Raw genomic sequence first — 24,813 nt, 5'->3', positions numbered from 1 at the left:
TTAAAAATTAGGGTTAAGTGCCGCTTAAACATTTCCTGCCATCGTCCGGGCCGTGAGTTTCAGACGTGGGGCTTTCGTGTCGCCTCACTTGGCCCAAAAGGACGAAGCCAATGCGTAGCGTAAAGACCCTGATTGCCGCCGGTGCGGCATCTCTGTTGTCCTCGGCGGCGTTCGCCGCCGACATGCCCATCATGCCGCCACCTCCGATGGCGTATGCTCCTCCGCCGGTCCAGGATTTCGGCGGCTGGTATCTGCGCGGCGACATCGGCATGACCAACACCCAGGCCAAGCTGCACGTCAACGCCTACGACACACTGCCGGCCGGCACCGCCTTCAACCAGTATGGCCACGGCTTCGACGGCGGCGTGCTCTACGGCATCGGCGTCGGCTATCAGTTCAACAGCTGGTTCCGCGCCGACATCACCGGTGAGTATCGCTCGAAGGTGAGCTTCAACGGCACCGATTTCTTCACGTTCCCCGGGCCCAGCCCGCTGAGCGACGCCTATCATGGCGGCATCCAGAGCTGGGTTGGCCTCGTCAACGTCTACGCTGATCTCGGCACCTGGGGCTGTTTGACCCCGTTCATCGGTGCCGGTGTCGGTGCCGCGACGATCAAGACCTCGGCCTTCTCCGACGTCGCGACGTTCCCGAGCGGGTCGGGCCTCACCAGCTCCTTCATCGCCGATGGCGCCACCAAGACCAACTTCGCCTGGGCGCTGCATGCCGGTGTCGCCTACAAGGTCACCAACAACTTCACGGTTGAACTGGCCTATCGCTACCTCGACATGGGCACTGCCGCCCACGGCCAAGGTCACTTCTTCGACGGCACGCCGGCCGGTCCCTCGAGCTTCCAGTACCGCGACATCATCTCGCAGGACGTGAAGCTCGGCGTGCGCTTCAACTTGCCGTGCTGCGACGTGCCGCCGCCTCCGCCGCCGCTGATCCGCAAGGGTTAATTTCGGGCCTTCACGGTTAACGATTGCAACGGCGCGGGACCATCCCGCGCCGTTTTTCTTTGCCGCGTCATGTCGCGAACTTGCCGCGTCATGTCGCGCACTTCTGCAACTTGCATGCTCGAAAACGGGCGACGACAACGATTGGTTAAGGTTAACAGGCGATGATCAACGCGAAATCGGTGCGGTGGATGGAGCGTTGCAATGCGTAGGTTGGTGCTGGCGGCGATGATGATTGGAACGGTGACCGGCGCGCAGGCTGCCGACCTGCCGGACTTTCCGATCCTGCGCGGCTCCTATGTCGATGCACCGAGCAGGAGCGGGAACTGGGAAGGATGGTACGTCGGCGGCCAGATCGGCTATTCCTCCGGCGACATCGATTTCAGCCACGCGCCAAGCGCGATGACCTCCTTCATGCTGCGCGAGAGCGTTCTGGCCGACCCGGTTTCGGGTTGGGCCCTGCTGCCGAAGAACCATGCGCAGAGCAACGGGTTCGGCGCGTTCGTCGGCCGCAACTGGCAATGGGACGACGTCGTGCTCGGCGTCGAGGCCAACTACAATTACCTGAACGGCCTCGAAAGTTCGGCGGGCGACTCGATGACGCGGCAGATCGTGAATCCCAAGGGCGAGACTCCTCCGAGCGGGCACACCTACACCTACAACACCACGTTGTCGGGGAGCGCCGCCTTGCAGGTCAAGGACGTCACGACCTTCCGTGGACGCGCCGGATGGGCGGCAGGCAACTTCCTGCCATACATGTTCGGCGGTGTTGCGGTGGGACGCATGTCCGTGTCGCGTTCGGCGACGGTGTCGTTTGACAAGTACGATGCCTGGGCCGAGACCCGGACGGTCGGCAACAACACCGTTACAATTCAGCATAACGACTACCTGGGCTCAGGCAGCGCCGCCCAGACGGAGCAGCGGGTGAACAACTATGCGGTCGGCTGGACCGCGGGCCTCGGGCTTGAATATTGCGTGGTCGGCGGGTTGTTTCTCCGCGGCGAGTGGGAATATGTGCGCTTCGCGGCGGTCAAGAATATCGCCGTCGACATGAACAGCTTCCGGGTCGGCGCCGGCTACAAGTTCTGATCGCCGCTGCCGTAGCCGGCGACGGTTGACAGACCGGGGAGCGACTGCTGCTCTGTCGCCACACGGTGCGGAGCGCGATCACATGAAAATCTACGGCGACGCCAATTCAGGCAACTGCCTGAAGGTGAAATGGGTGTGCGACAGGCTGGCGCTGCCGTACACATGGGTCGAGATCGACACCATGAAGGGCGGCAGCCGGACCGCGGAATTCCTCAAGCGAAACGGCTGGGGCCAAGTGCCGACGATGGAGCTGGATGACGGCCGCACGCTGGCACAATCCAACGCCATCATCCGCTATCTCGCGCGCGGCAGCGACCTGATCCCGAGCGATCCCTATCGCGCGGCGCAGATGGATGCCTGGATGTTCTGGGAGCAGAACAGCCACGAGCCTTATGTGGCCGTCTGCCGCTTTCAGGCCGTGTATCTCGGCAAGGCCATCTCGGAGATCGATCCGAATCTCATCAAGCGCGGCTATGTCGCGCTCGATCATCTGGAGCGGCATCTTGCGGGCACGCAATTTTTGGTCGGAGACGCGTTCTCGCTCGCCGACGTCTCGCTGCTCGCCTATACCCGTGTCGCGGAGGATGGCGGCCTCGAACTCGCGCGCTATCCCGTGATCCGTCGCTGGATCGCCGATGCCGAGCGCGTGCTCGCGCTGCCGCCGGTCCGCTGACCTCAGGTGAATGCCGCCATGACTGAAGCTTCATCCATCACGATCCGCCGCGCTCGCCGCGAAGACGTCGCCGCCATCGTCGGCATGCTTGCGGACGATCCGCTCGGCAGTGCGCGCGAGCGGATCGAGGATCCGCTGCCGCAAAGCTATTACGAGGCCTTCGCGCGGGTCGAGCGCGATCCCAATTTGCAGCTCGTCGTCGCCGTCGACGGGGACGGCGTCGTCGTCGGCTGTCTGCAACTCGCGGTTCTGCCGGGCATCAGCTCGCAAGGCGGCTCGCGCGGCCTGCTCGAAGACGTTCGCGTTGCAAAGCGTTGCCGCAGCCGCGGCATCGGCGAGAAGCTCGTGCAGTGGGCAGTCATGGAGGCGCGCGCGCGAGGCTGCATGCTCGTCGAGCTGCTGACGCATCAGACGCGGGTCGATGCGCAGCGCTTCTATGAACGGCTCGGGTTCGCGCGCAGCCATGTCGGGATGACGATTCGCTTTTGAAACGCGTGCAAGAAGTTGTGCCATCTACCGGGCAATACCTGCAGCAGCGGATAGTCTGCGATCCGGTTAACAGCCAATAAACTAAGCCGGTCTCCGTGATTTTACGGGTCGGAACGAGTCCGGTATGTCGGACGTCTCCACGGGGCGGCGGGCAACTGGGGATTGGAATGTCGGATTATTCGATCGTGCGGGTCGGCAACGAATACATCGTGCAGGCCGGCGAGAAGCGCATTCTGAAAGTATCGAGCCGGCGCAGGGCAGTTAAGATCATGACTCTGGCGGCAGATTTGCTCGATCAGGAGACGATCCAGCAGGTCGAGGACGCTCCATCAATCAGCCGTGATGCCCGGATTGTTCCAGACGAGTCCGAACTTTCTTGACGTTTGGGTACCTTTCCACTATCCCCGACCGCGGGAAACCTCTCCCCACCGAGAGGCAGCTATCTGGAAGGGTAGATTATGACTGCAGCGAAGCCCGCTTCGCGGCCTGAAGTGCCGCATTTTTCCTCCGGCCCCTGTGCCAAGCGCCCCGGCTGGAACCCCAACAATCTCAAGGACGCTGCCCTCGGCCGCTCGCATCGCGCGAAAGTCGGCAAGGCCAAGCTCAAGCTCGCGATCGAACTGACGCGCGAGGTGCTTGAGGTGCCCGCCGATTACAAGATCGGCATCGTGCCGGCGTCGGACACCGGCGCGGTCGAGATGGCGCTGTGGTCGCTGCTCGGCGCGCGGCCCGTCACCACGCTCGCCTGGGAATCCTTCGGCGAGGGCTGGGTCAGCGATATCGTCAAGGAATTGAAGCTGAAGGACGTCACCAAGCTCAACGCGGCTTATGGTGAAATCCCCGATCTCTCCAAGGTCGATCCGAAGTCGGATATCGTCTTCACCTGGAACGGCACCACCTCGGGTGTGCGCGTGCCGAACGCTGACTGGATCAGCGCGGATCGCGAAGGCCTGACGATTTGCGACGCGACCTCGGCCGCCTTCGCGCAGCCGCTCGATTTCGCCAAGCTCGATGTCGTCACCTTCTCCTGGCAGAAGGCGCTCGGCGGTGAAGCCGCGCACGGGATGCTGATCCTGTCGCCGCGCGCGGTGGAACGGCTCGAGACCTACAAGCCGGCCTGGCCGCTGCCGAAGATCTTCCGCCTCACCAAGGGCGGCAAGCTCAACCAGGGCATCTTTGAAGGCGAGACCATCAACACGCCGTCGATGCTCTGCGTCGAGGACTATCTCGATGCGTTGAACTGGGCGAAGTCGATCGGCGGCCTGAAGGCGCTGATTGCCCGCGCCGATGCCAACACCAAGGCGCTCGCCGACTGGAAGGCGAAGACGCCCTGGATCGACTTCCTGGCCAAGGATCCCGCGATCCGCTCCAACACCTCGGTGTGCCTCAAGTTCACCGATCCCGCGATCACCTCGCTTCCATCAGACGCACAGGCCGACTTCTGCAAGAAGCTGGTCGCGCTGGTGGAGAAGGAGAACGCCGGCTTCGACTTCGCGTATTACCGCGACGCGCCGGCCGGCCTGCGGATCTGGTGCGGCGCCACCGTCGAGGCAAAGGACGTCGAGCTGCTGACGCAGTGGATCGACTGGGCATTCGCCGAGACCAAGGCAGCGTTGCCCAAGGCGGCATAAGTTTTCTCTTGTCACCTCTCCCCGTTCTTGCGGGGAGAGGTCGGATTGCTCGGCAGCGTAATTGCGCGCCTGAGCGATCCGGGTGAGGGGCCCTTTCGGCTTGTTCCTCGCTCGTGGCTGCCCTCACCCCAACCCTCCCCCGCAAGAGCGGGGAGAGGGAGAAGTGATCAGAGACTTCACCAGATCGGTCCAGGAGACCCGCCCGCGGCAGGGCAAAGGAACAATCGAGATGACAAAACCCAAAGTTCTGATTTCCGACGCGCTGTCTCCCGCCGCCGTCCAGATCTTCAAGGATCGCGGCGTCGAGGTCGACTTCCAGCCCAACCTCGGCAAGGACAAGGAAAAGCTCGCCGAGATCATCGGCAATTACGACGGCCTCGCGATCCGCTCGGCCACCAAGGCGACCGCCAAGCTCATCGAGAAGGCGACGAGGCTCAAGGTGATCGGCCGCGCCGGCATCGGCGTCGACAATGTCGAGATCCCGGCCGCGACCGCCAAGGGCATCATCGTGATGAATACGCCGTTCGGCAATTCGATCACGACCGCCGAGCACGCGATCACGCTGATGCTGGCGCTGGCGCGCGAGATTCCGCAGGCCGACGCCTCGACCCAGGCCGGCAAGTGGGAGAAGAACCGCTTCATGGGCGTCGAAATCACCGCCAAGACCCTCGGCGTGATCGGCTGCGGCAATATCGGCACGATCGTCGCCGACCGCGCGCTCGGCCTGCGCATGAAGGTGATCGCGTTCGATCCGTTCCTGTCGCCGGAGCGCGCCAAGGACATCGGCGTCGAGAAGGTCGAGCTCGACGATCTCTTGAAGCGCGCCGACTTCATTACGCTGCATACGCCGCTGACCGAGAAGACCCGCAACGTGATCGATGCGGCCGCGATCGCCAAGATGAAGAAGGGCGTGCGCATCATCAACTGCGCGCGCGGCGGCCTGGTCGACGAGCAGGCGCTGGTCGACGCGCTGAACTCCAAGCATGTCGCGGGCGCCGCCTTCGACGTGTTCGTCGAGGAGCCAGCAATCTCGAACGTGCTGTTCGGCCATCCCAACGTGATCTGCACCCCGCATCTCGGCGCCTCCACCACCGAGGCGCAGGAAAACGTCGCGTTGCAGGTCGCCGAGCAGATGTCGGACTATCTGTTGTCGGGCGCGATTTCCAACGCGGTCAACTTCCCCTCGATCACCGCGGAAGAGGCGCCGAAGCTGAAGCCGTTCATCGAGCTTGCCGAGAAGCTCGGCTCGTTCGCCGGCCAGCTCACCGAGAGCGGCATCCTCAAGACTGAGATCACCTATGAGGGCCACGTCGCCGAGATGAAGATCAAGGCGATCACCTCGGCGGTGCTGTCGGGCCTGCTGCGGCCGATGCTGGGCGAGGTCAACGTGGTCTCGGCGCCGGTCGTCGCCAAGGAGCGCGGCATGGTGGTGGACGAGGTCGTCCGCGCCGCGCAGAGCGACTATGAAAGCCTGATCACGGTCACAGTCACCACCGAGCGTCAGGAGCGTTCGGTGTCCGGCACCGTCTACGCCGACGGCAAGCCGCGTCTCGTCGACATCAAGGGCATCCGCGTCGACGCCGAGTTCGGCAAGTCGATGATCTACGTGACCAACGAGGACAAGCCGGGCTTCATCGGCGCGTTCGCGAGCCTCTTGGGTGATGCGAAAATCAATATCGCGACCTTCCATCTCGGCCGCGTCAAGCAAGGCGGCGATGCCATTGCGCTGGTCGAGGTCGACGGCGCGGTGCCGGCGGAGCTGCTCGCCAAGGTACAGACACTGCCGCAGGTGAAGCAGGCCAAGGCACTGACGTTCTGAGCCGCTGACGTTTTAAAGGCGCTGGCGTTTCAAACGCTATTTGAGCGGTCCTCGTCATCGCCCGGAACGCCTGGCATGACGGAAGGAAGATACCGCTCAAGCAGTCCATATTCCGATCTGCGGAACATGACGCCGTCTCCGGTCCCGGAGGCGGCGTTTGTCGTTCCGGGGCGTCCGGTATTGCTGTTGCGCCCGCCGAAAAATGTGTACGAACGGGCCACGACGCGCCACAATGACCGTCATCTCAGAGGGAGAAAACAATGCGTGAAGCCGTAATCGTTTCCTACGCGCGCACCGGCCTGGCAAAGTCCGGCCGTGGCGGATTCAACATCACCCCGCCGATGTCGCTCGCCGCGCACGCCATCAAGCACGCGGTCGACCGCGCCGGCGTCGACAAGGAATATGTCGAGGATTGCTATCTCGGCAATTGCGCGCATGGCGCGCCGAACATCGGCCGCCAGGCGGCGCTGCTCGCCGGCCTGCCGAAGTCGACCGCGGGCGTCTCCGTGAACCGCTTCTGCTCGTCGGGCCTGCAGACCATCGCGATGGCCGCCAACTCGATCCGTTCCGACGGCTCCGATTGCATCGTCGCCGGCGGCGTCGAGAGCATCTCGATTCCCGGCGGCGGCTCGCCGAAGGAATCGATCGATCCCGAGCTGCTCAAGACCGCGCCCGACATCTTCATGGCGATGATCGATACCGCCGACATCGTGGCCGAGCGCTACAAGCTCAGCCGCGAATACCAGGACGAGTATTCGCTGGAGTCGCAGCGCCGCATGGCCGCCGCGCAGCAGGCCAACAAGTTCAAGGACGAAATCGTCCCAATGAAGACGAAGATGAAGGTGGTCGACAAGGCGACCAAGGCCGAGTCGATCGTCGACTACGTGGTCGATCGCGACGAGTGCAACCGCCCCGAGACCACGCTGGAAGGCCTGGCCAAGCTCGAGCCGGTCAAGGGCCCGGGCAAGTTCATCACCGCCGGCAATGCCAGCCAGCTCTCCGATGGCGCCGCCGCCGTGGTGCTGATGGAGGCCAAGGACGCCGAGAAGCGCGGCCTCAATCCGCTCGGCCGCTTCGTGGCCTGGGCCTCGGCCGGCTGCGAGCCCGACGAGATGGGCATCGGTCCGGTGTTTGCGGTGCCGAAGCTGCTCAAGCGCCACGGCCTGAAGGTGGACGACATCGATCTCTGGGAGCTCAACGAGGCGTTCGCCAGCCAGTGCCTCTATTCGCGCGACCAGCTCGGCATCGATCCCGAGAAGTATAACGTCAATGGCGGTTCGATCGCGATCGGCCATCCCTTCGGCATGACCGGCGCCCGGCTCACCGGCCACCTGCTGCAGGAGGGCCGTCGCCGCAAGGCCAAGTGGGGCGTCGTGACCATGTGCATCGGCGGCGGCCAGGGCGGCGCCGGCCTGTTCGAGATCTACAGCTAAGCGCGATCGACACTGATCGTGTGCGAACGAGCGGCCCGGCGGCAACGCCGGGCCGCTTTTCATTTGGAGCCGGCTAGCTCGCCGGTGAGGTAAGCGCGCGCTCGTCAAACTCGAGCGAGGCAATCAGTTCGAGCGTCTGCCGGAGATCGGCGGCCTGCCTTGCGCCGAAGGCGGTCTCGAAGCGCTCCTGCGCCTTGAGCCATGCGGCCTGGGATTCCTCGAGCCTGGCTTCGCCGCGCTTGGTGAGCCGCACCAGCCGGCTGCGCCGGTCGCTCTTGTCGACGGTGATGGTCAACAGACCGTCGCGCTCGAGCGGCTTGAGGTTGTGGTTCAGCGCGGTGCGGTCGAGCACCAGGACTGCGGCAAGCTCGCCCATCGTCGGCGCGCCCGACCGCCTGACATAGACCAGAATCGCCCGTTGCGTGCCGCGCAGGCCGGATGTCGCAAGGACCTGATCGTAGAGCTGCGACACCCGCCGCGTCGCCTTGCGCAACGCCGTGAGATTACACCGGCTGGGTTCCGTTTTCGCCATCGCTGCCTCCGAGGACTTGACAGATACATGCATATGCACCTAATGGCAATAGATGCATATGCACGTATTTCGGAGGGTGTGATGTCGGAGGTAGAGGCGGAGACCATCGATCTGGTCGTCGAACCTGATGCGCGGCCGCGGTCCTGCGTCGCCACCGCAACCCCGCGCCAGGTGCTTGCGATCGTGTCGGTCGGAATTTGCCTCGCCAATCTCGATCTGTTCATCGTCAATGTCGGGCTGCCGAACATCGCGCAGGAATTTCGCGGCGCCTCGCTTGAGGATTTGTCCTGGATCCTCAATGCCTACGCCATTGCCTACGCGGCGTTGCTGGTGTTCTTCGGCCGGCTCGCCGAACGCCACAGCCGCAATCTCAGCTTCCTGCTCGGCGTCGCGCTGTTCACGGCCGCGTCGGCGGCATGTGCGCTGGCCTCCAGTGTCGAGTTCCTGGTCGTCTCCCGCGTGGCGCAAGCGGCCGGTGCGGCATTGATGACGCCAACCTCGATCGGCCTGCTGCTGGCGTCGTTTCCGCCCGAGCAACGCGCCGGGGCGGTGCGCACCTGGACGGCGATCGGCGGCCTTGCCGCCGCACTGGGCCCGCTCGCGGGAGGCGTGCTGGTCACCTTCGACTGGCGCTGGATCTTCATCGTCAATGTCCCGATCGGCGTCGTCGCACTGATCGTCGGCTGGCTGAAATTGCCCGAAGTGCCCGGTCACGACGTGCCGCGTCCGAGTTCATGGGCTGCGCTGCTGGTGACCTCCGGTATCGGTGCGCTGACATTTGCGATCGTGAAGGCGAACGATTGGGGATGGAGTTCGCGCGGCGTCGTGCTTGGCTTTGCCGTCGCGACCGTCTCGCTCGCCGCCTTCGCACGGCATTGCCTCAGATCGAGGAATCCCTTCGTCGATCCTGCGCTGTTCGCAGTCAGGCCGTTCACCGGCGCGTCGTTGGTGATGGCGCCTTATTCGGCGGCCTTCGGCGCCATGCTGCTGTCCTGCGCCTTGTGGGAGCAGACGGTATGGGGCTGGTCGGCGTTGAAGACCGGCCTTGCGATCGCTCCCGGCCCGCTGATGGTGCCGATCACCTCGCTGCTGTTTGCCGGCCGGCTGATTGCGCGGTTTGGCGCCGCGGCCGTCGTCTCCGCCGGAATCCTGCTGTTCGCGGCCGGCCTCGCGATCTGGGCGACGCTGCTCGGGGCCGACCCCAATGCGCCTGCCGTCGTCGCGGGCGTGATGCTGATCGGTATCGGCGTCGGGCTGACCTTTCCGACCCTGATGGGCGTCGGCGCCGGCGCGCTGCCGCCGTCGTCGTTTGCCACCGGCTCCGGCGTCATCAACATGATCCGGCAGGCGGCACTGGCGATCGGCGTCGCGATCTTTGTGGCGATCCTTGCAACGCCGGTCTCGATGACCGAGCGGATCGCAGCGTTTCAGCGCGGCTGGTGGATCATGATCGCGATCACCTTGGCCGGCTTCGTGCCGAATTATCTGTTCATCCGGCGCAAGGCAGATCGCTAACGCCCGAAAGACATCGCCGCGCCATGCGGCAGCCGCGGCGGCGCCCTCGTCGCGCCGCAGGGAAACCTCAATCGAACCAGTCCCTTCCTCGCTGCGTCTCACCACGAGAAACGGCGCGCAGTCGAGCCCGGCGCGCCGTTCGTCTCGCGCGCGATGCGGCGTTTTTTTCCGGAGGGATGTCATGTGTAGGATTGCGAATTATCTTGTGACCACCAGCCTGGTGCTGGCGGGTGCGCTGGTTGCCGGGCCGCTGCAAGCGGCCAATCTCGATGCGGCCTCGCAGGTCGATGCCGTGACCGTCTATCCCGATGGCGCGAGCGTCACCCGCGTCATCACGCTGGATCTGCCTGCCGGCGACAACACCCTCATCGCCAGGGATTTCCCGATCGGGCTCGATCCGTCCTCGCTGCGGGTCGAAGGCGAGGGCGGAGCGAAGCTCACGATAGGCGCGATCGACACCAAGCTGCCGGGGCCGCTGCTGCCGCAAAATCTCTCCGAGATCGACAAGCGCATCGAGGCGCTGAACGATCAGCGCGCCGATTTGCAGGGACTGATCAGCGCGGCCGAGGCGCGGCGCAAATTTGCTGAGCGGTTTGCCGAGGCGTCACCCGCGGGCCTCGGCGAAAAGGGCGAGGCGCGTCCGCTCAGCGAGTGGCGCGCGGCGTTCTCGGCGGTGGCCGACGAGGTCGCAACCGCCGACAGCGCGATCCGTGACGCCGAGCGCAAGATCCGCGTGATCGACCGCGATCTTGCGCAGCTCGCAGCCGATCGCACCAGCAAGCCGCCGAGCAAGGTCGAGGTGCGGATCGATGTCGCCTCGCAGGCGGCGACCAAGGCGACCTTGCGGGTCACCTATGCGGTTCCCAACGCGCGCTGGACGCCGCTCTATGACGCGCGGCTCGACACCGGCGCCAAAGACCGCAAGCCCGCGATCGAACTGGTGCGCCGCGCCGAGATCACCCAGTCGACCGGCGAGGACTGGTCGAACGTGGCGCTCGTCGTCTCCACCGTGCGGGTCGCGCGCGGCGGCAATGCGCCCGACCTCCGCTCGCTGATCGTGCAATATCCGCAGCCGCCGCGACCGCTGGCGAAGCTTTCGGGAGAGGCCAGCATGCGGTCGCGCGAGGCGCTGGCACCCGCGCCGGCCGCCGACGCGGTTCAGCAATTCCGCTTTGGTGGGGGACGCATGGACGAACTGGAAGCCACCGCCGAGGTCGGCGCCTTCCAGGCCACCTTCAAGATTCCCGGCCGCGTCAGCGTTGCCGCCAATGAGGGCGCGAAGAGCCTGCGCATCTCGACGGCGACCATCACCCCCGATCTCGCGGTTCGCGCCGTTCCGGTGATCGACCCGACCGCGTTCCTGGAAGCGAGCTTCGTGCAGGCCGACGATGCGCCGTTGCTGCCGGGGCAAATCTCGATCTACCGCGACGGTATCTTTGTCGGCCGCAGCCGGATGGCCACCGCCGCCAAGGACGAGACCGTGCGGCTCGGCTTCGGCGCCGACGACAAGGTCAAGATCGAACGCACGGTGGTGAAGCGCAACGAGGGCTCCGCCGGCCTGATCGTGACCACGTCGAAGACCGACGAGCGCGCCTTCAAGACCACGGTGCGCAACGGCCACGACTTCCCGATCAAGGTCGCGGTCCAGGATCAGCTCCCGGTCAGCGAGAACGACGATATCGTGGTGGAGATGCTGCCGTCGTCGACGCCTGCCACGACCACCAATCTGCGCGACAAGCGCGGCGTGCTGGAATGGGCGTTCGAGGCCAAGGCCGGTGATATCAGGGACATCAATTTCGCCTGGCGGATGCGCTGGCCCAAGGACAAGGGCGTCGTGATGGTGCCGGCGGGCTAGAGCCCGTGCCGGGGCTCTAGCGTTGTTGCTTTACGCGTTTTCTTCACACGAACCGGAACCCACTTCGCTTGAAAACGCTTTGAGGACCTGCGTCATCTGCCGATGACAACCCTCCCGATCTCGGGCATCACTTTGCCAAAGGCAACAAAGCCTGAGATCGGGAGGATCCATGAGCTACCAGCACATCATCGTCGATGATCCGCGTCCGCGCGTCCGCCGCATCACGCTGAACCGCCCCGAGAAGCGCAACGCGCTGAACAATCGCCTGCGCGGCGAGATCTTCGAGGTGCTGGAGCAGGCCGACCGCGATCCCGAAATTTCGATCTCGATCCTGCGCGGCGCCGGACCCTGCTTCTCGGCGGGCTACGATCTCTCCGCCGACAATCGCGTCGACCAGCCCTATCACTCGGCATCCGGGCCCGGCCAATGGTCGCGCCATGTCGTCGAGGGCTGGTTCTCGATCTGGGATCTCGCAAAGCCCGTGATCGCGCAGGTGCACGGCTATTGCCTCGCCGGCGGCACCGAGCTCGCGACCGCCTGCGACGTGGTCTACGTCGCCGACGACGCCCAGATCGGCTATCCGCCGGTGCGGCTGATGAGCCCGCCCGACATGCAGTATCACCCGTGGCTGGTCGGCATGCGCCGTGCCATGGAATTGATGCTGACGGGCGACGCGATGTCCGGCCGCGAGGCCGCCGAATGGGGCTATGCGACCCGGTCGTTTCCGCTCGCCGAGCTGGAGACGAAGACGCTGGATTTCGCCGAGCGCGCGGCCAAGGTGCCGATCGAGCTGCAGCAGCTCAACAAGCGTAGCGTCCACCGCGCGATGGAAATCATGGGCGCCCGCGCCGCGATGCGTGCCGGCACCGAGATCCAGGCGCTGGCCTTCACGACCGAGGCCAGCAAGGCCTACATGGCGGGCTTCCGCCGCGACGGCGGCAGCGTGAAGGCCCAGCTCGACCAGCGCGACACGACGTTCGGAGATTACCGGACGAAGAAGGAGTGAGGATCACGCAAGCCGCGCGCTGAGCTGTATCGCCGTCACCCTGAGGAGGCCGCAAAGCGGCCGTCTCGAAGGGCGGCGGCCCGGCTGTCTCCGCGTCGGCTGCATCGGGGCCGTGCATCCTTCGAGGCTCGCCCAGCGGCGCGATTGCGCCGCTGGCTCGCACTCCAGCGACAAAGGCGAAGCCTTTGCGCGGGGATGACGGAATGGCCGTCGTGCCGGGATGAGCATCACGCTATCCGCATATTCGTTGTCATGCCCCGCCTTGAGCGGGGCATCCAGTACGCCGCGGCTTGTCCGTTGAGCTCGGGCGCGCCTCTGGAATACTGGGTCGCCCGGTCGAGCCGGGCGACGACACTGTTGTGCGTGGCGAGCGCCGCCTCACTTCGCCTTCAGGAAGTCGCCGACCTCGAGCAGTACGAACTCGTCGTCATCGGCCTTGTTCGGGTCGCGGCTCGAGGAGAACGGCAGGTTGTTGTCGTTGCCGACGATGATGTGGGTCTCGTCGACCCGGTCGACGTTCTCGATGGTGAAGAACGGGAAGGTGTAGACGCCGTCGTTGAGCGGCTTGCGCGCCTTTTTGTTCGGATCGCGGATCTTCATCAGCTCGATATAGGCGATCTTGCGCACCGGCTTGCCGACATTGGCATCGGACAGCTCGATCTTGTAGACGCGCTTGAACTTGGCGAGATCAGGAAAACAGTTCTCGCCGCGCTGGCCTTGCGGGCAGGCCTTGTCGGCGGTGCCTTCGCCATTGTCGCGCTCGATCACGAGGCCCTGGGCCGGATCGATCATGTTGAAGTCGCCGATCGCATTGCCGTTCTGCTCGAACACGTACTGCCAGTAGCGTCCGGTGAACTTCTCCGCCGCGACGTCGAATTCCAGGATGCGTGGGGCCTCCTTGCCGTCGACCTTCTCCCAATCCTTCATGTCGGCATCCCACAGCGGCCCCTCGAGCAGGCCGTAAAGGAACTTGCCGTCCTTGGAGGAAGCAAAACCTTCATAGCCCTTGGAGCGGCGCAGGTTGACGTTGGTGTAGCTGGCGCCGGGCGCGCCGGGCGACTGCACCGCCCAGTGATCCGGCGAGCGCACCGGCTTGCCGTCGGCGACGGTCTCGAACACGGCGAGGATCTTGCCGGTCTTGTCGGCCTTGAGGATGTAGGGCCCGAATTCATCGCCGATCCAGAAAATGTCGTTGATGATCTGGAAGCCTTCGGTGTCGAAATCGGCACCGGTCAAATAGCGCTTGGCGGTGTCCTCGTGGACGATGCGGAACGGCACCTTCCTGTCGGGATCGTGCAGGAACACGGTCTCCTGACGCTCGATCGTGCCGCTCGCCCAGTCGATCTTGTGCCGGTTCAGGTACAGCATCGAGTCCGCCGAGTTGTAGCGCGAGCCCATGCCGTTGTCGGTGATCACCCAGAACGAGCCGTCGGGCATCACCTTGATGCCGGAATGGCCCTGCAGCGGCTGGCCTTTGAACGGCAGCGACACGCCGGTCGGCCGCTCGTACGATTTGCCCATCACGGTGCCGATGGCGTCGACGCGCTTGCCGGTGGTGTATTTGCCCGAGGTCTTCAGATCATCAGGGGCGTCGGCGGGCGCGTCGATGAAGCTCTCCGCCGGCATCACGGCGTGTCCCGCCAGCGTCGCCGGGAATTCGCCCTCACCCTGCGCGAATGCCGATGTGGCGAGCAGGATCGAGGCGACGGAGCAGAGCAGGGACAGGCGCATGGTTGATCTCCCAAAGGATAAACGATGCGGTGTTCTCCGAGCCGCCTGTTACAGCCGGCTGACAGTTTTGTGAACCGCGGATGTTGCGGCGGGATAAGGCTTGCGGCGTTACGTCGCCTTGCCCGCCGGCTGCATCGTCTGCGGCAGCAGGAACGGCACGCCACCTCCGGTATAGGCGATCGCAGCGTCGATCTCGAAGATCTCGCGCAGCGTCTCGGCCTTCATCGCCGCCGTACGGTCGCCGTCGACGGCAAGCCGGCCGCGGTGCAGCAGCAGGATGCGGTCGGCGAACCGCATCGCGAGGTTGAGGTCGTGCAGGATCGCGATCACCGCGGTGCCGCGGGCAGCGCGCCGCCGGGCCGTTTCGACCAGGTCGATCTGGTGCCGCAGATCGAGGCTCGAGGTCGGCTCGTCCAGCAGCAACAGTCCCGGTCCATGCAGCGCTTCGCCGCAGGCGAGCTGCACCAGCACGCGGGCGAGATGCGCCCGCTGCTGCTCGCCGCCGGACAGCGTCGGCAATTGCCTGAAACGGAAACGCGCGAGCCCGACCTCGTCGAGCGCCGCCTCGACCAGCGCGCGCGCCACCGCGCGCGGGCTTTCGCCGGCGCCCACGCTGACGATTTCCTCGACGGTGAACGGGAAGGTGACGTTGACGTGCTGCGACAGCATCGCGCGGTGCTGCGCCAGCGCGCGCGGGCCGTAAACCTGCAGGTCGCGCTGCCTGAGCCTGATCGCTCCGCGCGACGGGCGCAGGTCGCCCGACAGCATCCGCAGCAGGGTCGATTTGCCGGCGCCGTTGGGACCGACGATCGCGACCATCTCGCCGGCATCGATCTGCAGCGACACCGCATCGACCAGCGTCGCGCCGCCGACCGTCATCGATACCGACTGTGCTTCGAGCAGGGCCGTCATAGCGACACCAGCCCGCGCTGCCGCAGCAGCATGGCGAGGAAGAACGGCGCGCCGATCGCTGCCGTCAGGATGCCGATCGGCATTTCCGCGGGTGCCACGATGGTGCGCGCCACGGTGTCGGCGCCGACCAGGAGGATGGCACCGAGCAGCGCGGAGGCCGGCAGCAGCAGCCGATGCGCCGGCCCGATCACCAGCCGCAACAGATGCGGCACCACGATGCCGATGAAGCCGACCACGCCGCAGACCGAGACCGCGACCCCGGTCATCGCCGACACCAGCACGATCGAGATCCGCTTCAGCCGTTCGACGTCGACGCCGCTGTGGAACGCCACCGCCTCGCCGAGCACCAGCACGTCGAGCCCGCGCGCGATCGAGAGGCAGGCGGCCAGCGCGACCGCCAGCACCGGCGCCAGCGCCGTGAGCTTGCTCCAGGTCGCGCCGCTGAGCGAGCCGAGCAGCCAGAAGGTGATGTCGCGAAGCTGGCGGTCGTCGGCGACGAACACCAGAAGGCCGATGCCGGCATTGGCGATCGCGGCGATCGCGAGCCCGGCCAGCAGGAAGATCGCAATCGATGTCCGGCCGCCGCGGCTGGCGATGCCGTAAAGCACGACGGTCGTGATCAGCGAGCCGGCAAAGGCCGCGATCGGCAGCAGCTGGTGTTGCAGGAAGCGCAGGCTTTCGCCGAGATGGCTGTCGGTGAACACGATCGCGGCCGCCGCGGCAAACGCGCCGCCGGAGGAGACGCCGACCAGCGCGGGGTCGGCAAGGGGATTGCGGAACAGGCCCTGCATGATCGAGCCTGATACGGCAAGGAGGCCGCCGACCATCGCCGCCGCCGCGATCCGCGGGATGCGGATCGACCACACCACGAGCTGGTCGCGTGCGAGCAGCGGGTTGGCGACACGATCAGCCCAAAGCCCAAGCGCCGCCGGAAGCCGAGCCATTGGAATGCCGGCAGCCCCGACCGTCAGGGCGACGAGGGCGGTGCCTGCGAGCGCCGCAAGCAGGCAGAGCAGGGTGAGTGTCGCGGCCGGCCGCAGCGACATGCCGGCGCGCCGTCGTTTCGCACGCCGGCGGCGTTCGGCCAGCACGCTCATTGCCGGCAATTCGCGGTCAGCGCTGCCGGCTTGAAGTAGTCGGCCTCCGGCGCCAGCGCCGGATAAAGCTTGACCGAGAGGTCGCGTGCCGCGGCCGCGGTGCGCGGTCCGAAGCCGAGCAGATAAAGGCCTTCCATCGAGATGAAGGCCTTGTTGGCCGCGACCGGCGTCAGCGCGAAGGCCGGATGCGCGAACACGGCATCCGACGTCAGCGAGTCCTTGCCGCGATCGATCGACAGCACGACATCCGGTTTCGCCGCCACGATGGCCTCGTCATTGACCGGCTTGTAGCCGTCGTAACCATCGATGGCGTTGACGCCGCCGGCAAGCCGGATGATCTCGTCCGCCGCGGTCTTGTGGCCCGCCGCCATCGCCCGGCCGTTCAACAGCGACATCACGAACATCACGCGCACCGGCTTCGTTACCTTGGCACGCAGCGCGCGCAGTTGCGCGAGATCGCTCTCCACCGCCGTGGTCAGGCAGGCGGCGCGCGGATCGGCGCCCATGGCGTGGCCCACCAGTCTGATCTTCTCGACCAGCCCGGCCTCCGAGAACGTCTCCGGCACCAGCACCAGCGGCACCTTGGCCGCCTCGAGCACGTCCATGGTCTCCTTCGGCCCGGAGCCCTGCACTGCGAGCACCAGCGACGGGTGCAGGCCAAGCACGCCCTCCGGCGACAGCTGGCGCATGTAGCCGACGTCGGGCTTCTCGCGCAGCGCAGCCGGCGGGTAGAGGCTGGTCGCATCGACGCCGGCGATGCGGTCCTCGAAGCCGAGGGCATAGAGAATCTCGGTGATCGCGCCGCCGATCGAGACGATCCGCGACGGATTGTCGATCACGACGTCGCGGTCGCGTGCGTCATGCACGGTGATGCCCTCGGCCGTCACGGCTTCGATCGGCAGCAGAGAGAAGGCGAGCAAAGCGAGCGTGCGACAAATTGTCATCGGGGCCGTCACTTGGTCAGGATCAGCTTGTTCTGCGAGGTCAGCCGCAACCGGTAATGCTCTTCGCCGTGCATGATGATGATCTCGCGCTCCGCAGCGAACAGGTCGCGGCTGTCGAGACGATTACCGCGCATGATCAGCGTTTTGGCCGCGCCGGATGCAGGCTCGGTCTGCTTTCCGGCTGCGTCGATATTGTCTTCGGAAGCTGCGGACATATTGTGGTGCTGCGCCTGCGAAAATTTTCAAATGGTGTTTGCTTGTATAAGCGGACGAAGGCGCATTCCAACGGCGGCACTTTACAATCGATATAAACAGCGCTGCCGCATTCTTGACCGTTTTGTTGCCGGCTCGTAACCAATCCTCACGCGATGCAGGCGGGTGACTTGCATCGCGATGTAGCCAGCAAGCCGCTCGTCGGAGCGCACGCCAGCCAAACCAGAAAAGCGATGATCAGGCTGGGGCTAGAATGGCTGATGGAGCTAGGGTTTCGCGCGCCCTGATTTTGGGCGCGTCGGTGTTTTCATTTGCGGCAGCACTGCCGGAACGCGGCTTCGCGCAGACCGCCGATCCGTCGGCTGCGCATCCTTCTACCGAGCGGCTGAAGCAGGCCAAGCGGAAGCCGAAGCCGGCGGCCGAAGCTCAGGCGGCGTCGGCGGCGATGAATGCGCGCGCGCAGATCGGCGCGGTGCCGGTGCAATCGCTCGACACCATCACGGCGGTGGCCTCCAAGACCGAGGAGCGCGCGATCGATGCGCTGGCGCCGGTCAGCTCCGTCACGCTGGAGAAGATCCAGGGCCTGCAGCCGAACCGGCTCTCCGATATTTTCTATAACGTGCCCGGCGTCTCGGTTCAGGAGCGCGGCGACGATCCGGCGACCGTCATCAACATCCGCGGCTTGCAGGATTTCGGCCGTGTCGCTGTTGTCGTTGACGGCGCGCGGCAGAACTATCAGCGCACCGGCCACAACGCCAACGGCTCGTTCTTCCTCGATCCCGAATTGATCGGCGGCGTCGACGTGGTGCGCGGCCCGACCGCGAACATCTACGGCTCCGGCGCGATCGGCGGCGTGGTCTCGTTCCGCACCAAGGACATCGACGACGTGGTGCGTCCCGGTGAGCGCTGGGGTGTCGACATGTCGGGCTCCTACGGCACCAACAAGGACCGCGGCATGGGCTCCGTGTTCGGCGGTGTACGCGTCGATCCGAATGTCGATGTGTTCGGCGGCGCGGTCTATCGCACCCAGGGCAATTACAAGGACGGCGCGGGCACCGAGATCGGTAACACCGGCAACGATATCGCGGCCGGCCTGATGAAGGTGACGTTCCGCCCGGCCGAAGGCCACGAGTTCAAGATCGGCGGCATCTTCCAGGACTACCAATACAATATCGGTCAGCCGAACCGCGGCCCGACCACGGCGGCGGCGCCGCTCGCCGCGATCGCGGGCTCCTCGGTCTATGCCTCCGACGCCAAGAACTACACGGGCACCTTGAGCTGGCGATATTCCAAGCCCGACGACATGCTGTTCGACTGGAATATCTCGGTCTACGGCAACCGCACCGACAACGACCAGGTCAAGACCTACAGCAACCGCATCACCACCGGCGGCGGGGTCTGCACGCTCGCCAATCCCGGCAACAACATCTCCGGCTGCGTCGGCGACAAGCGCGGCTATTTGCTGGATACGGTTGGTGTCGACGTCAACAACACCTCGCGCTTCAATTTCGGCGACTGGCGCAACGCCGTGACCTACGGTTTCGACGCCTTCCGCGACGATGTCGAGACGTTCGATTCGCGCGGCAATTCCAACATTACGACGCCGGGCGGCCAGCGCACCGTGTCCGGCGGCTTCGTGCAGCTGAAGCAGAACTATTCGACCTGGCTCGAGCTGATCAGCGCTGTCCGCTACGACCACTACGAGCTCAATTCGATCAACACCACGACCAGCGGCGACCGGCTGTCGCCGAAGATCACGCTCGGCGTCACGCCGGTTGCCGGCTTCACGCCCTATGTCAGCTATGCCGAAGGCTATCGCGCGCCGTCCATCACGGAGACGCTGATCGCGGGCGGTCACGCCACCGGCGGCGGGCCGGCGCTGTTCAACTGCCCTGACGGCACCAGCGGCCTGTTCTGCTTCCTGCCCAATGCAGCGCTGCGGCCGGAGGTCGGCAAGAACAAGGAAGCCGGCATCAACCTGAAATATGACGGCATCTTCACCGCGAGCGACTCGTTCCGCGGCAAGGTCAACGTGTTCCGTAACGACGTCGACGGCTATATCGACCTCGTCGCCTCGGCGCCGACCCTGACGCCGTTCGGGCGGTTCAGCCAGTTCTACCAGTACCAGAACATCGCCCACGCCCGCATCGAGGGCTTCGAGCTCGAGACGATGTATGATGCAGGCGACTGGTTCGTCGGCGTCGCCGGCCATCTGATGCGCGGCCGGAACACCCAGACCAATGTCGGGCTCGCCACCATCACGCCGCGCAAGGTGACGACGACGGGCGGCGTCCGCCTGCTCGACCGTTCGCTGATCGTTGCCGCGCAATGGTCCTCGTTCGGCGCCAACAACGACCTGCCGGCGGGCTATCTGCCCTCGACCGGCTACGAGCTCGTCAACCTCTATCTGACCTGGAACGCCACCAAGGACATCACCTTCACGGCATCGGTCGACAACCTCTTGAACCAGTACTACCGGCCTTATGCGATCCCGGGCTCCTCGACCGACGGCACGACGCAGAACGACGTGCTGTTCTCGAGCCCCGGTCCGGGCACCGTTTACAAGGCCGGACTCAGGATTCACCTAGGTGGAGCGTAACGCGAGACGCCGATCATTCCATCCAGGTTGCTCCGGCCGCGCTGGTGCCCCCAGCGCGGCCTTGGCGTATTCCTTGGCGCGTTCATGTTATTAACGAGATCAACCGGCAGGATCCTGGCATCCGCCGTCAAACAGGAGAGAGTTTTCATGTTCATCGCAATGAACCGGTTCCAGGTGATCAAGGGCAAGGAGCAGGCGTTCGAGACGGTCTGGAAGACGCGCGAATCCTATCTCGGCGATCTGCCGGGCTTCATCGAATTTCATCTGGTGAAGGGCCCCGAGGCCGAGGACCACACGCTCTATGCGACCCATACCGTCTGGGTCAGCAAGGCGGCGTTCGAGGACTGGACGAAATCCGATGCGTTCCGCCGCGCCCATTCGCGCGCCGGCAACGAGACCGGCGGCAGCCTCTATCTCGGCCATCCCAAATTCGAGGGTTTTGAGGTGCTGATCACCGAGCGCGCGAAGAGCCCGGCATGACGGAGACGGCCGTGCAGAACGCGGAGCTTGCGGGATTGAAGGCCTATATGGCCGACAATCCCGGCACGGTCATCGAGGACGTCGCGCGCGAGCGCAAGGTGACGCCGCGCGCGGTGCTCGAGGCGCTCCCCGAGAGCATGGTGCGGATCGGCGCCGGTGAATTTGCCGCCGCGATGCAGGACATCGCGGAGTGGGGCGAGGTGACGCTGATCGTGCATACCGATGACGCGATCTTCGAGTTCACCGGCGCCATTCCGAACGGCGCGGTCGGTCGCGGCTATTTCAACCTGATGCAGCCGAAGGGCTTGCACGGCCATCTGAGGCACGATCGCTGCGCGGCGATCGCGTTCGTCGAGCGGCCCTTCATGGGCAAGGTGTCGGCGTTCATCGCCTTCATCAATCGCGACGGCGGCATCATGTTCAAGGTGTTCGTCGGCCGCGACGAGACGCGCGCGCTGCGTAGCGATCAGCTGGTGCGCTTTCATGCGCTGGCGGACCGCCTCGCACCGAACGCGGGCTGAAGATTTCTTCTCCCTCTCCCGCTTGCGGGGAGAGGGTCGGGGTGAGGGGACCCTCCGGGCACCGTGCTCGTGGAGAGTCCCCCTCACCCGGCTCGCATCTTGCGATGCGATCCGACCTCTCCCCGCAGGCGGGGCGAGGTGAGATGCGGTTGGAGGTGAGTATGCTAATTCGCACGTTTGGCAGAAGTAGCCAGCTATCAATCGTCGTCCAGTTGATTGCGGTCGTGACTGCATCTCTCCCAAGCAGTAGCCTTGCCGCATCCGACGCCGCACTGCTGCCGCGCAACCTCTCGCCCTGGGGCATGTTCGAAAGCGCCGACATCGTCGTGAAGGCGGTGATGGTTGGGCTCGCCTTCGCCTCGCTCGTCACCTGGACGATCTGGCTCGCCAAGACCGTCGAGATCCGCCGCAAGACCGCGCTCGCCCGGCAGCGGATCGGCCTCCTTGAGCGCGACACCCAGCTTGCCGAGGTCGAGCAGGCGAGCCGCGACGGCAGCGATGCGGTAGCGCAGATCGTGCAATCGGCCTCGCGCGAGGCTGCGCTGTCCGGCGGGATGTTCGACGACGGCTTCAAGGAGCGCATCGCGCTGCGGCTCGAACGGGTCGAGGCGGCGATGTCGCGGCAGATCGCGCGCGGCACCGGTGTGCTGGCGACGATCGGCGCCACCGCGCCGTTCGTCGGCCTGTTCGGCACGGTGTGGGGCATCATGAATGCCTTCATCGGCATCTCCGAGGCCCACACCACCAATCTCGCAGTGGTCGCGCCCGGCATCGCCGAGGCGCTGCTTGCAACCGCGCTCGGCCTGGTCGCAGCGATTCCGGCGGTCGTGATCTACAATCACCTGACCCGTTCGATCGCGTCCTACCGCGCGTTGCTCGGCGACGCCTCCGCCATGGTGATGCTACTGGTCAGCCGCGAGGGCGATCGCAGCCTGTTCCGGCTGGCACGCGCTGCGGAGTAGGCGATGGGCGCGAAGCTTGGCACTGGCGGCGCATTCGGCGGCCGGCGTCGTGGCGACGACGATCTGGTCGAGGCGCATGAGATCAACGTCACCCCGTTCATCGACGTGATGTTGGTGCTGCTGATCATCTTCATGGTGGCGGCGCCGCTCGCGACCGTCGATCTCGGCGTCGATCTGCCGGCCTCGACCGCCGAGCCGCAGCCGCGGCCGGACAAGCCGGTGTTCGTCACCGTGAAGTCCGATCTCTCCGTCGCGGTCGGCGAGGACGTGATCGCGCGCGAGACGCTGACGTCGACGCTCGATGGCGCCACACAAGGCAAGAAGGACGAGCGCATCTTCCTGCGCGCCGACAAGGCGGTCAGCTATGGCGATCTGATGGAGGTGATGAACCTGCTGCGCAACGCCGGCTATCTCAAGATTGCGCTGGTTGGCCTCGACGGGCGTAGCTGATCCATGAATGCGTACGCGCTTCATGATGCGGGCGACGAGATCTGGCTGCGGCGCTGGGGCCTGTCGGTGGCTGCGATCCTGGCGGCGCATGCGGCAGTGCTCGCGGTTGGCATGAGCTGGGTCCCGGCGCCGCCGCCCGGCGTTGCGGTGCCGGCGGTGCTGGTCGATCTGACGCCGATCACCTCGGCGCCGGAGATTTCGGAGACCGAGCTGCCGCCGGGGCCGGCGATGCAGGAGGCCGACGCGTCGCCGCCGGAGCCTGCCGCCGCGCAGCCAGTGCCGCAGGAGATCGCGCCGACGCCGATGCAGGAGAAGCCCGACGTCGTCGCGCCGCCGGAACAGAAGCCGCAGATCACGCCGCCGAAACCCGAGCCCGCGAAAGTCGTTCCGGAGACGAAGGTCGAACCGGTCAAGCCGAAAGTGGTTCGTCGGGAAGCAAAGCAGCCGTCCGAGGCAACCCCGGCACCGCGCACCATCGCGCCAAGCCGCGCCGAACGGCAGGCGCCGGCAGCATCCGCGATCAGCGCCGGCGCAGCCGCGTCAGCGATCGCCGCTTATAACGCCCGCGTCCGCGCGCATCTGCTGCGCTTCCATTCCTATCCCGCAGGCGGCAACGGTCAGCGCGGCGTGGTCCGCCTGGTGTTCACGCTCGGCAGCGGTGGGCAGGTGCTGTCGAGCCATCTCGGCGGCTCGTCCGGCAGTCCGACCTTCGACGCGCGCGCGTTGGCGATGGTGCGCCAGGCCCAGCCGTTTCCGGCGTTTCCGTCCGAGATCACGCAGGGCTCGATGGGCTTTTCCGTGCCGGTCGCGTTCGTGCCGCGGTAGTGCGCGACCTCATTGAGAGGGGCCGCACATCTATTCCCGTCATCCTGAGGTGCGAGCCTTGCGGCGCACTTGCGCCGCTGGGCGAGTCTCGAAGGATGCACGGCCCGGCTGCTGGCCGTCGATTCTTCGAGACGCGCTTCGCGCTCCTCAGGATGACGGGGATAGATTGAGTTCGCTTCAATACGCCGGAAGCTCCGTTACTCCTTCACCGCCCCCGTCAGCGACGACACGTAGTAGTCGACGAACAGCGAGTAGAACAGCGCGACCGGCAGCGAGCCGAGCAGCGAGCCGGCCATCAGCGCGCCCCACTGGTAGACGTCGCCGGTGACGAGCTCGGTCAGGATCGCGACCGGCACCGTCTTGTTGGCGCCGCTCTGGATGAAGGCGAGCGCGTAGATGAACTCGTTCCAGGACAGCGTGAAGGAGAAGATGCCGGCCGAGATCAGGCCGGGCACCGCGAGCGGCAGCGTGATCCGCCACAGGATCTGCAACCGCGTCGCACCGTCGACCAGCGCGCATTCCTCGAGCTCGTAGGGGATCGACTTGAAATAGCCGATCAACAGCCAGGTGCAGAACGGCACCAGGAAGGTCGGATAGACCAGGATCAGCGCCAGCGGCGAGTCGAACAGGCCGAACTGCACGATCACGGTGGCGAGCGGAATGAACAGGATCGACGGCGGCACCAGATAGGCGAGGTAGATGCCGAGGCCGACATAGGGACTGCCGCGGAAGCGCAGCCGCTCGATCGCGTAGGCGGCGAGCGTCGAGGCGAACAGCGACAGGAAGGTCGAGCCGATCGCGACCAGCATGGTGGTCTTCAGCCAGCGCGGATAGGCCGTGTCGAACAACAGATGCTTGATATGCGCGAGCGTCGGCGAGGTGATCCAGAACGGATTGTGCTCCTTGTAGTTCAGCAGCTCGGCGTTCGGTTTGAACGAGGTGACCGCCATCCAGTAGAACGGAAACAGCAGGATCAGGATGAAGCAGGCGAGCGGCAGATAGATCATCACCACGCGCCGGGCGCGGGAGTCCCACGCCATCGTATCGGGCGTGGCGCTGGCGACGTTGGAGGATTGGGCTGCGA

At 65.4% G+C, this 24,813-nt stretch carries 24 protein-coding genes; 17 read left to right on the top strand and 7 right to left on the bottom strand.

What is annotated here, in order from left to right; translation table 11 throughout:
* The first annotated feature begins 110 nt into the window (after nucleotides 1–110).
* The 8 genes from ACZBJS_RS33915 (at nucleotide 111) to ACZBJS_RS33880 (ending at nucleotide 8,087) form a co-directional block, all read left to right on the top strand.
* Nucleotides 111–956 (top strand): outer membrane protein, encoded by an 846-nt coding sequence (locus tag ACZBJS_RS33915; protein ID WP_316399014.1) that lies wholly within the window; start codon nucleotides 111–113, stop codon nucleotides 954–956.
* Between the two features lie 201 nt (nucleotides 957–1,157).
* Complete coding sequence (locus tag ACZBJS_RS33910) at nucleotides 1,158–2,042, top strand: outer membrane protein (protein WP_233475630.1); 885 nt, start codon at nucleotides 1,158–1,160, stop codon at nucleotides 2,040–2,042.
* A gap of 82 nt (nucleotides 2,043–2,124) precedes the next feature.
* The gene (locus ACZBJS_RS33905; RefSeq protein ID WP_057017935.1) at nucleotides 2,125–2,715 is read left to right on the top strand and encodes a glutathione S-transferase family protein; all 591 of its coding nucleotides are present in this window, start codon (nucleotides 2,125–2,127) and stop codon (nucleotides 2,713–2,715) included.
* Nucleotides 2,716–2,733: 18 nt separating this feature from the next.
* Nucleotides 2,734–3,204 carry a GNAT family N-acetyltransferase gene (locus ACZBJS_RS33900; RefSeq protein WP_229190708.1) on the top strand — a complete coding sequence of 157 codons (471 nt, stop codon included), beginning with the start codon at nucleotides 2,734–2,736 and terminating at the stop codon, nucleotides 3,202–3,204.
* Nucleotides 3,205–3,371: 167 nt separating this feature from the next.
* Nucleotides 3,372–3,584, top strand: coding sequence for a hypothetical protein (locus ACZBJS_RS33895; protein ID WP_050382779.1), 213 nt, complete (start codon nucleotides 3,372–3,374; stop codon nucleotides 3,582–3,584).
* A gap of 78 nt (nucleotides 3,585–3,662) precedes the next feature.
* On the top strand, nucleotides 3,663–4,835 hold the full coding sequence (locus ACZBJS_RS33890) for a phosphoserine transaminase (protein ID WP_057017938.1): 1,173 nt from the start codon (nucleotides 3,663–3,665) through the stop codon (nucleotides 4,833–4,835).
* Between the two features lie 229 nt (nucleotides 4,836–5,064).
* Entirely contained in the window at nucleotides 5,065–6,654 is a 1,590-nt protein-coding gene (gene serA, locus ACZBJS_RS33885) for a phosphoglycerate dehydrogenase (protein ID WP_316399013.1), read from the top strand.
* 260 nt (nucleotides 6,655–6,914) lie between these two features.
* Entirely contained in the window at nucleotides 6,915–8,087 is a 1,173-nt protein-coding gene (locus ACZBJS_RS33880) for a thiolase family protein (protein ID WP_057017940.1), read from the top strand.
* Nucleotides 8,088–8,160: 73 nt separating this feature from the next.
* On the opposite strand, the gene ACZBJS_RS33875 is transcribed toward ACZBJS_RS33880, so the two are convergent.
* Nucleotides 8,161–8,619, bottom strand: a complete 459-nt coding sequence (locus tag ACZBJS_RS33875; protein WP_316398962.1) for a MarR family winged helix-turn-helix transcriptional regulator — start codon at nucleotides 8,617–8,619, stop codon at nucleotides 8,161–8,163.
* 81 nt (nucleotides 8,620–8,700) lie between these two features.
* Between ACZBJS_RS33875 and ACZBJS_RS33870 the strand changes: the two genes are divergently transcribed.
* The 3 genes from ACZBJS_RS33870 (at nucleotide 8,701) to ACZBJS_RS33860 (ending at nucleotide 12,995) form a co-directional block, all read left to right on the top strand.
* Nucleotides 8,701–10,134 (top strand): MFS transporter, encoded by a 1,434-nt coding sequence (locus ACZBJS_RS33870; protein WP_316398963.1) that lies wholly within the window; start codon nucleotides 8,701–8,703, stop codon nucleotides 10,132–10,134.
* Between the two features lie 181 nt (nucleotides 10,135–10,315).
* Nucleotides 10,316–11,989, top strand: coding sequence for a mucoidy inhibitor MuiA family protein (locus tag ACZBJS_RS33865; protein ID WP_253589068.1), 1,674 nt, complete (start codon nucleotides 10,316–10,318; stop codon nucleotides 11,987–11,989).
* Nucleotides 11,990–12,158: 169 nt separating this feature from the next.
* A complete protein-coding gene (locus ACZBJS_RS33860) occupies nucleotides 12,159–12,995 on the top strand; it encodes an enoyl-CoA hydratase-related protein (RefSeq protein WP_057017942.1) in 837 nt (278 codons plus the stop codon).
* Nucleotides 12,996–13,373: 378 nt separating this feature from the next.
* Here ACZBJS_RS33860 and ACZBJS_RS33855 read toward each other — a convergent pair whose 3' ends face one another.
* The 5 genes from ACZBJS_RS33855 to hemP form a co-directional block, all read right to left on the bottom strand.
* Nucleotides 13,374–14,726, bottom strand: coding sequence for an esterase-like activity of phytase family protein (locus ACZBJS_RS33855; RefSeq protein ID WP_463439801.1), 1,353 nt, complete (start codon nucleotides 14,724–14,726; stop codon nucleotides 13,374–13,376).
* Nucleotides 14,727–14,834: 108 nt separating this feature from the next.
* Entirely contained in the window at nucleotides 14,835–15,638 is an 804-nt protein-coding gene (locus ACZBJS_RS33850) for a heme ABC transporter ATP-binding protein (RefSeq protein ID WP_316398965.1), read from the bottom strand.
* Nucleotides 15,635–16,735 (bottom strand): FecCD family ABC transporter permease, encoded by a 1,101-nt coding sequence (locus ACZBJS_RS33845; protein WP_316398966.1) that lies wholly within the window; start codon nucleotides 16,733–16,735, stop codon nucleotides 15,635–15,637. The genes ACZBJS_RS33850 and ACZBJS_RS33845 overlap by 4 nt, the downstream gene beginning before the upstream one ends.
* Nucleotides 16,732–17,679, bottom strand: coding sequence for a heme/hemin ABC transporter substrate-binding protein (locus ACZBJS_RS33840; protein ID WP_316398967.1), 948 nt, complete (start codon nucleotides 17,677–17,679; stop codon nucleotides 16,732–16,734). The genes ACZBJS_RS33845 and ACZBJS_RS33840 overlap by 4 nt, the downstream gene beginning before the upstream one ends.
* Before the next feature lie 8 nt (nucleotides 17,680–17,687).
* Entirely contained in the window at nucleotides 17,688–17,894 is a 207-nt protein-coding gene (gene hemP, locus ACZBJS_RS33835) for a hemin uptake protein HemP (RefSeq protein ID WP_057015592.1), read from the bottom strand.
* A gap of 251 nt (nucleotides 17,895–18,145) precedes the next feature.
* On the opposite strand from hemP, the gene ACZBJS_RS33830 reads away from it, so the two are divergent.
* The 6 genes from ACZBJS_RS33830 to ACZBJS_RS33805 all read left to right on the top strand — a co-directional run bounded on the left by ACZBJS_RS33830 (nucleotide 18,146) and on the right by ACZBJS_RS33805 (nucleotide 23,729).
* Nucleotides 18,146–20,491: a TonB-dependent hemoglobin/transferrin/lactoferrin family receptor gene (locus ACZBJS_RS33830; RefSeq protein WP_316398968.1), complete on the top strand. Its 2,346-nt coding sequence runs from the start codon at nucleotides 18,146–18,148 to the stop codon at nucleotides 20,489–20,491.
* Between the two features lie 147 nt (nucleotides 20,492–20,638).
* The gene (gene hmuQ / locus ACZBJS_RS33825; protein ID WP_316398969.1) at nucleotides 20,639–20,971 is read left to right on the top strand and encodes a heme-degrading protein HmuQ; all 333 of its coding nucleotides are present in this window, start codon (nucleotides 20,639–20,641) and stop codon (nucleotides 20,969–20,971) included.
* A complete protein-coding gene (gene hutX, locus ACZBJS_RS33820) occupies nucleotides 20,968–21,492 on the top strand; it encodes a heme utilization cystosolic carrier protein HutX (RefSeq protein ID WP_244558898.1) in 525 nt (174 codons plus the stop codon). Before hmuQ ends, hutX begins: the two co-directional genes overlap by 4 nt.
* Nucleotides 21,493–21,716: 224 nt before the next feature.
* Nucleotides 21,717–22,454, top strand: a complete 738-nt coding sequence (gene exbB / locus ACZBJS_RS33815; RefSeq protein ID WP_375167051.1) for a tonB-system energizer ExbB — start codon at nucleotides 21,717–21,719, stop codon at nucleotides 22,452–22,454.
* A gap of 3 nt (nucleotides 22,455–22,457) precedes the next feature.
* A complete protein-coding gene (gene exbD, locus ACZBJS_RS33810) occupies nucleotides 22,458–22,904 on the top strand; it encodes a TonB system transport protein ExbD (protein ID WP_316398970.1) in 447 nt (148 codons plus the stop codon).
* 3 nt (nucleotides 22,905–22,907) lie between these two features.
* The gene (locus ACZBJS_RS33805; RefSeq protein ID WP_253589076.1) at nucleotides 22,908–23,729 is read left to right on the top strand and encodes an energy transducer TonB family protein; all 822 of its coding nucleotides are present in this window, start codon (nucleotides 22,908–22,910) and stop codon (nucleotides 23,727–23,729) included.
* A gap of 197 nt (nucleotides 23,730–23,926) precedes the next feature.
* Here ACZBJS_RS33805 and ACZBJS_RS33800 read toward each other — a convergent pair whose 3' ends face one another.
* On the bottom strand, nucleotides 23,927–24,769 hold the full coding sequence (locus ACZBJS_RS33800; protein WP_016840579.1) for a carbohydrate ABC transporter permease: 843 nt from the start codon (nucleotides 24,767–24,769) through the stop codon (nucleotides 23,927–23,929).
* Nucleotides 24,770–24,813 lie beyond the last annotated feature (44 nt).

This window comes from Bradyrhizobium sp. KZN70725, assembly GCF_055264925.1.
The sequence above is the reverse complement of the archived record's forward strand: the minus strand, read 5'-3'. Positions and strand labels throughout refer to the sequence as shown.

Bases quoted from the DNA above. Each gene is read 5' to 3' on its own strand.
- ACZBJS_RS33915 (WP_316399014.1), top strand. From the start codon at position 111: ATGCGTAGCGTAAAGACCCTGATTGCCGCCGGTGCGGCATCTCTGTTG.
- ACZBJS_RS33910 (WP_233475630.1), top strand. From the start codon at position 1,158: ATGCGTAGGTTGGTGCTGGCGGCGATGATGATTGGAACGGTGACCGGC.
- ACZBJS_RS33905 (WP_057017935.1), top strand. From the start codon at position 2,125: ATGAAAATCTACGGCGACGCCAATTCAGGCAACTGCCTGAAGGTGAAA.
- ACZBJS_RS33900 (WP_229190708.1), top strand. From the start codon at position 2,734: ATGACTGAAGCTTCATCCATCACGATCCGCCGCGCTCGCCGCGAAGAC.
- ACZBJS_RS33895 (WP_050382779.1), top strand. From the start codon at position 3,372: ATGTCGGATTATTCGATCGTGCGGGTCGGCAACGAATACATCGTGCAG.
- ACZBJS_RS33890 (WP_057017938.1), top strand. From the start codon at position 3,663: ATGACTGCAGCGAAGCCCGCTTCGCGGCCTGAAGTGCCGCATTTTTCC.
- serA (WP_316399013.1), top strand. From the start codon at position 5,065: ATGACAAAACCCAAAGTTCTGATTTCCGACGCGCTGTCTCCCGCCGCC.
- ACZBJS_RS33880 (WP_057017940.1), top strand. From the start codon at position 6,915: ATGCGTGAAGCCGTAATCGTTTCCTACGCGCGCACCGGCCTGGCAAAG.
- ACZBJS_RS33875 (WP_316398962.1), bottom strand. From the start codon at position 8,619: ATGGCGAAAACGGAACCCAGCCGGTGTAATCTCACGGCGTTGCGCAAG.
- ACZBJS_RS33870 (WP_316398963.1), top strand. From the start codon at position 8,701: ATGTCGGAGGTAGAGGCGGAGACCATCGATCTGGTCGTCGAACCTGAT.
- ACZBJS_RS33865 (WP_253589068.1), top strand. From the start codon at position 10,316: ATGTGTAGGATTGCGAATTATCTTGTGACCACCAGCCTGGTGCTGGCG.
- ACZBJS_RS33860 (WP_057017942.1), top strand. From the start codon at position 12,159: ATGAGCTACCAGCACATCATCGTCGATGATCCGCGTCCGCGCGTCCGC.
- ACZBJS_RS33855 (WP_463439801.1), bottom strand. From the start codon at position 14,726: ATGCGCCTGTCCCTGCTCTGCTCCGTCGCCTCGATCCTGCTCGCCACA.
- ACZBJS_RS33850 (WP_316398965.1), bottom strand. From the start codon at position 15,638: ATGACGGCCCTGCTCGAAGCACAGTCGGTATCGATGACGGTCGGCGGC.
- ACZBJS_RS33845 (WP_316398966.1), bottom strand. From the start codon at position 16,735: ATGAGCGTGCTGGCCGAACGCCGCCGGCGTGCGAAACGACGGCGCGCC.
- ACZBJS_RS33840 (WP_316398967.1), bottom strand. From the start codon at position 17,679: ATGACAATTTGTCGCACGCTCGCTTTGCTCGCCTTCTCTCTGCTGCCG.
- hemP (WP_057015592.1), bottom strand. From the start codon at position 17,894: ATGTCCGCAGCTTCCGAAGACAATATCGACGCAGCCGGAAAGCAGACC.
- ACZBJS_RS33830 (WP_316398968.1), top strand. From the start codon at position 18,146: ATGGCTGATGGAGCTAGGGTTTCGCGCGCCCTGATTTTGGGCGCGTCG.
- hmuQ (WP_316398969.1), top strand. From the start codon at position 20,639: ATGTTCATCGCAATGAACCGGTTCCAGGTGATCAAGGGCAAGGAGCAG.
- hutX (WP_244558898.1), top strand. From the start codon at position 20,968: ATGACGGAGACGGCCGTGCAGAACGCGGAGCTTGCGGGATTGAAGGCC.
- exbD (WP_316398970.1), top strand. From the start codon at position 22,458: ATGGGCGCGAAGCTTGGCACTGGCGGCGCATTCGGCGGCCGGCGTCGT.
- ACZBJS_RS33805 (WP_253589076.1), top strand. From the start codon at position 22,908: ATGAATGCGTACGCGCTTCATGATGCGGGCGACGAGATCTGGCTGCGG.
- ACZBJS_RS33800 (WP_016840579.1), bottom strand. From the start codon at position 24,769: ATGGCGTGGGACTCCCGCGCCCGGCGCGTGGTGATGATCTATCTGCCG.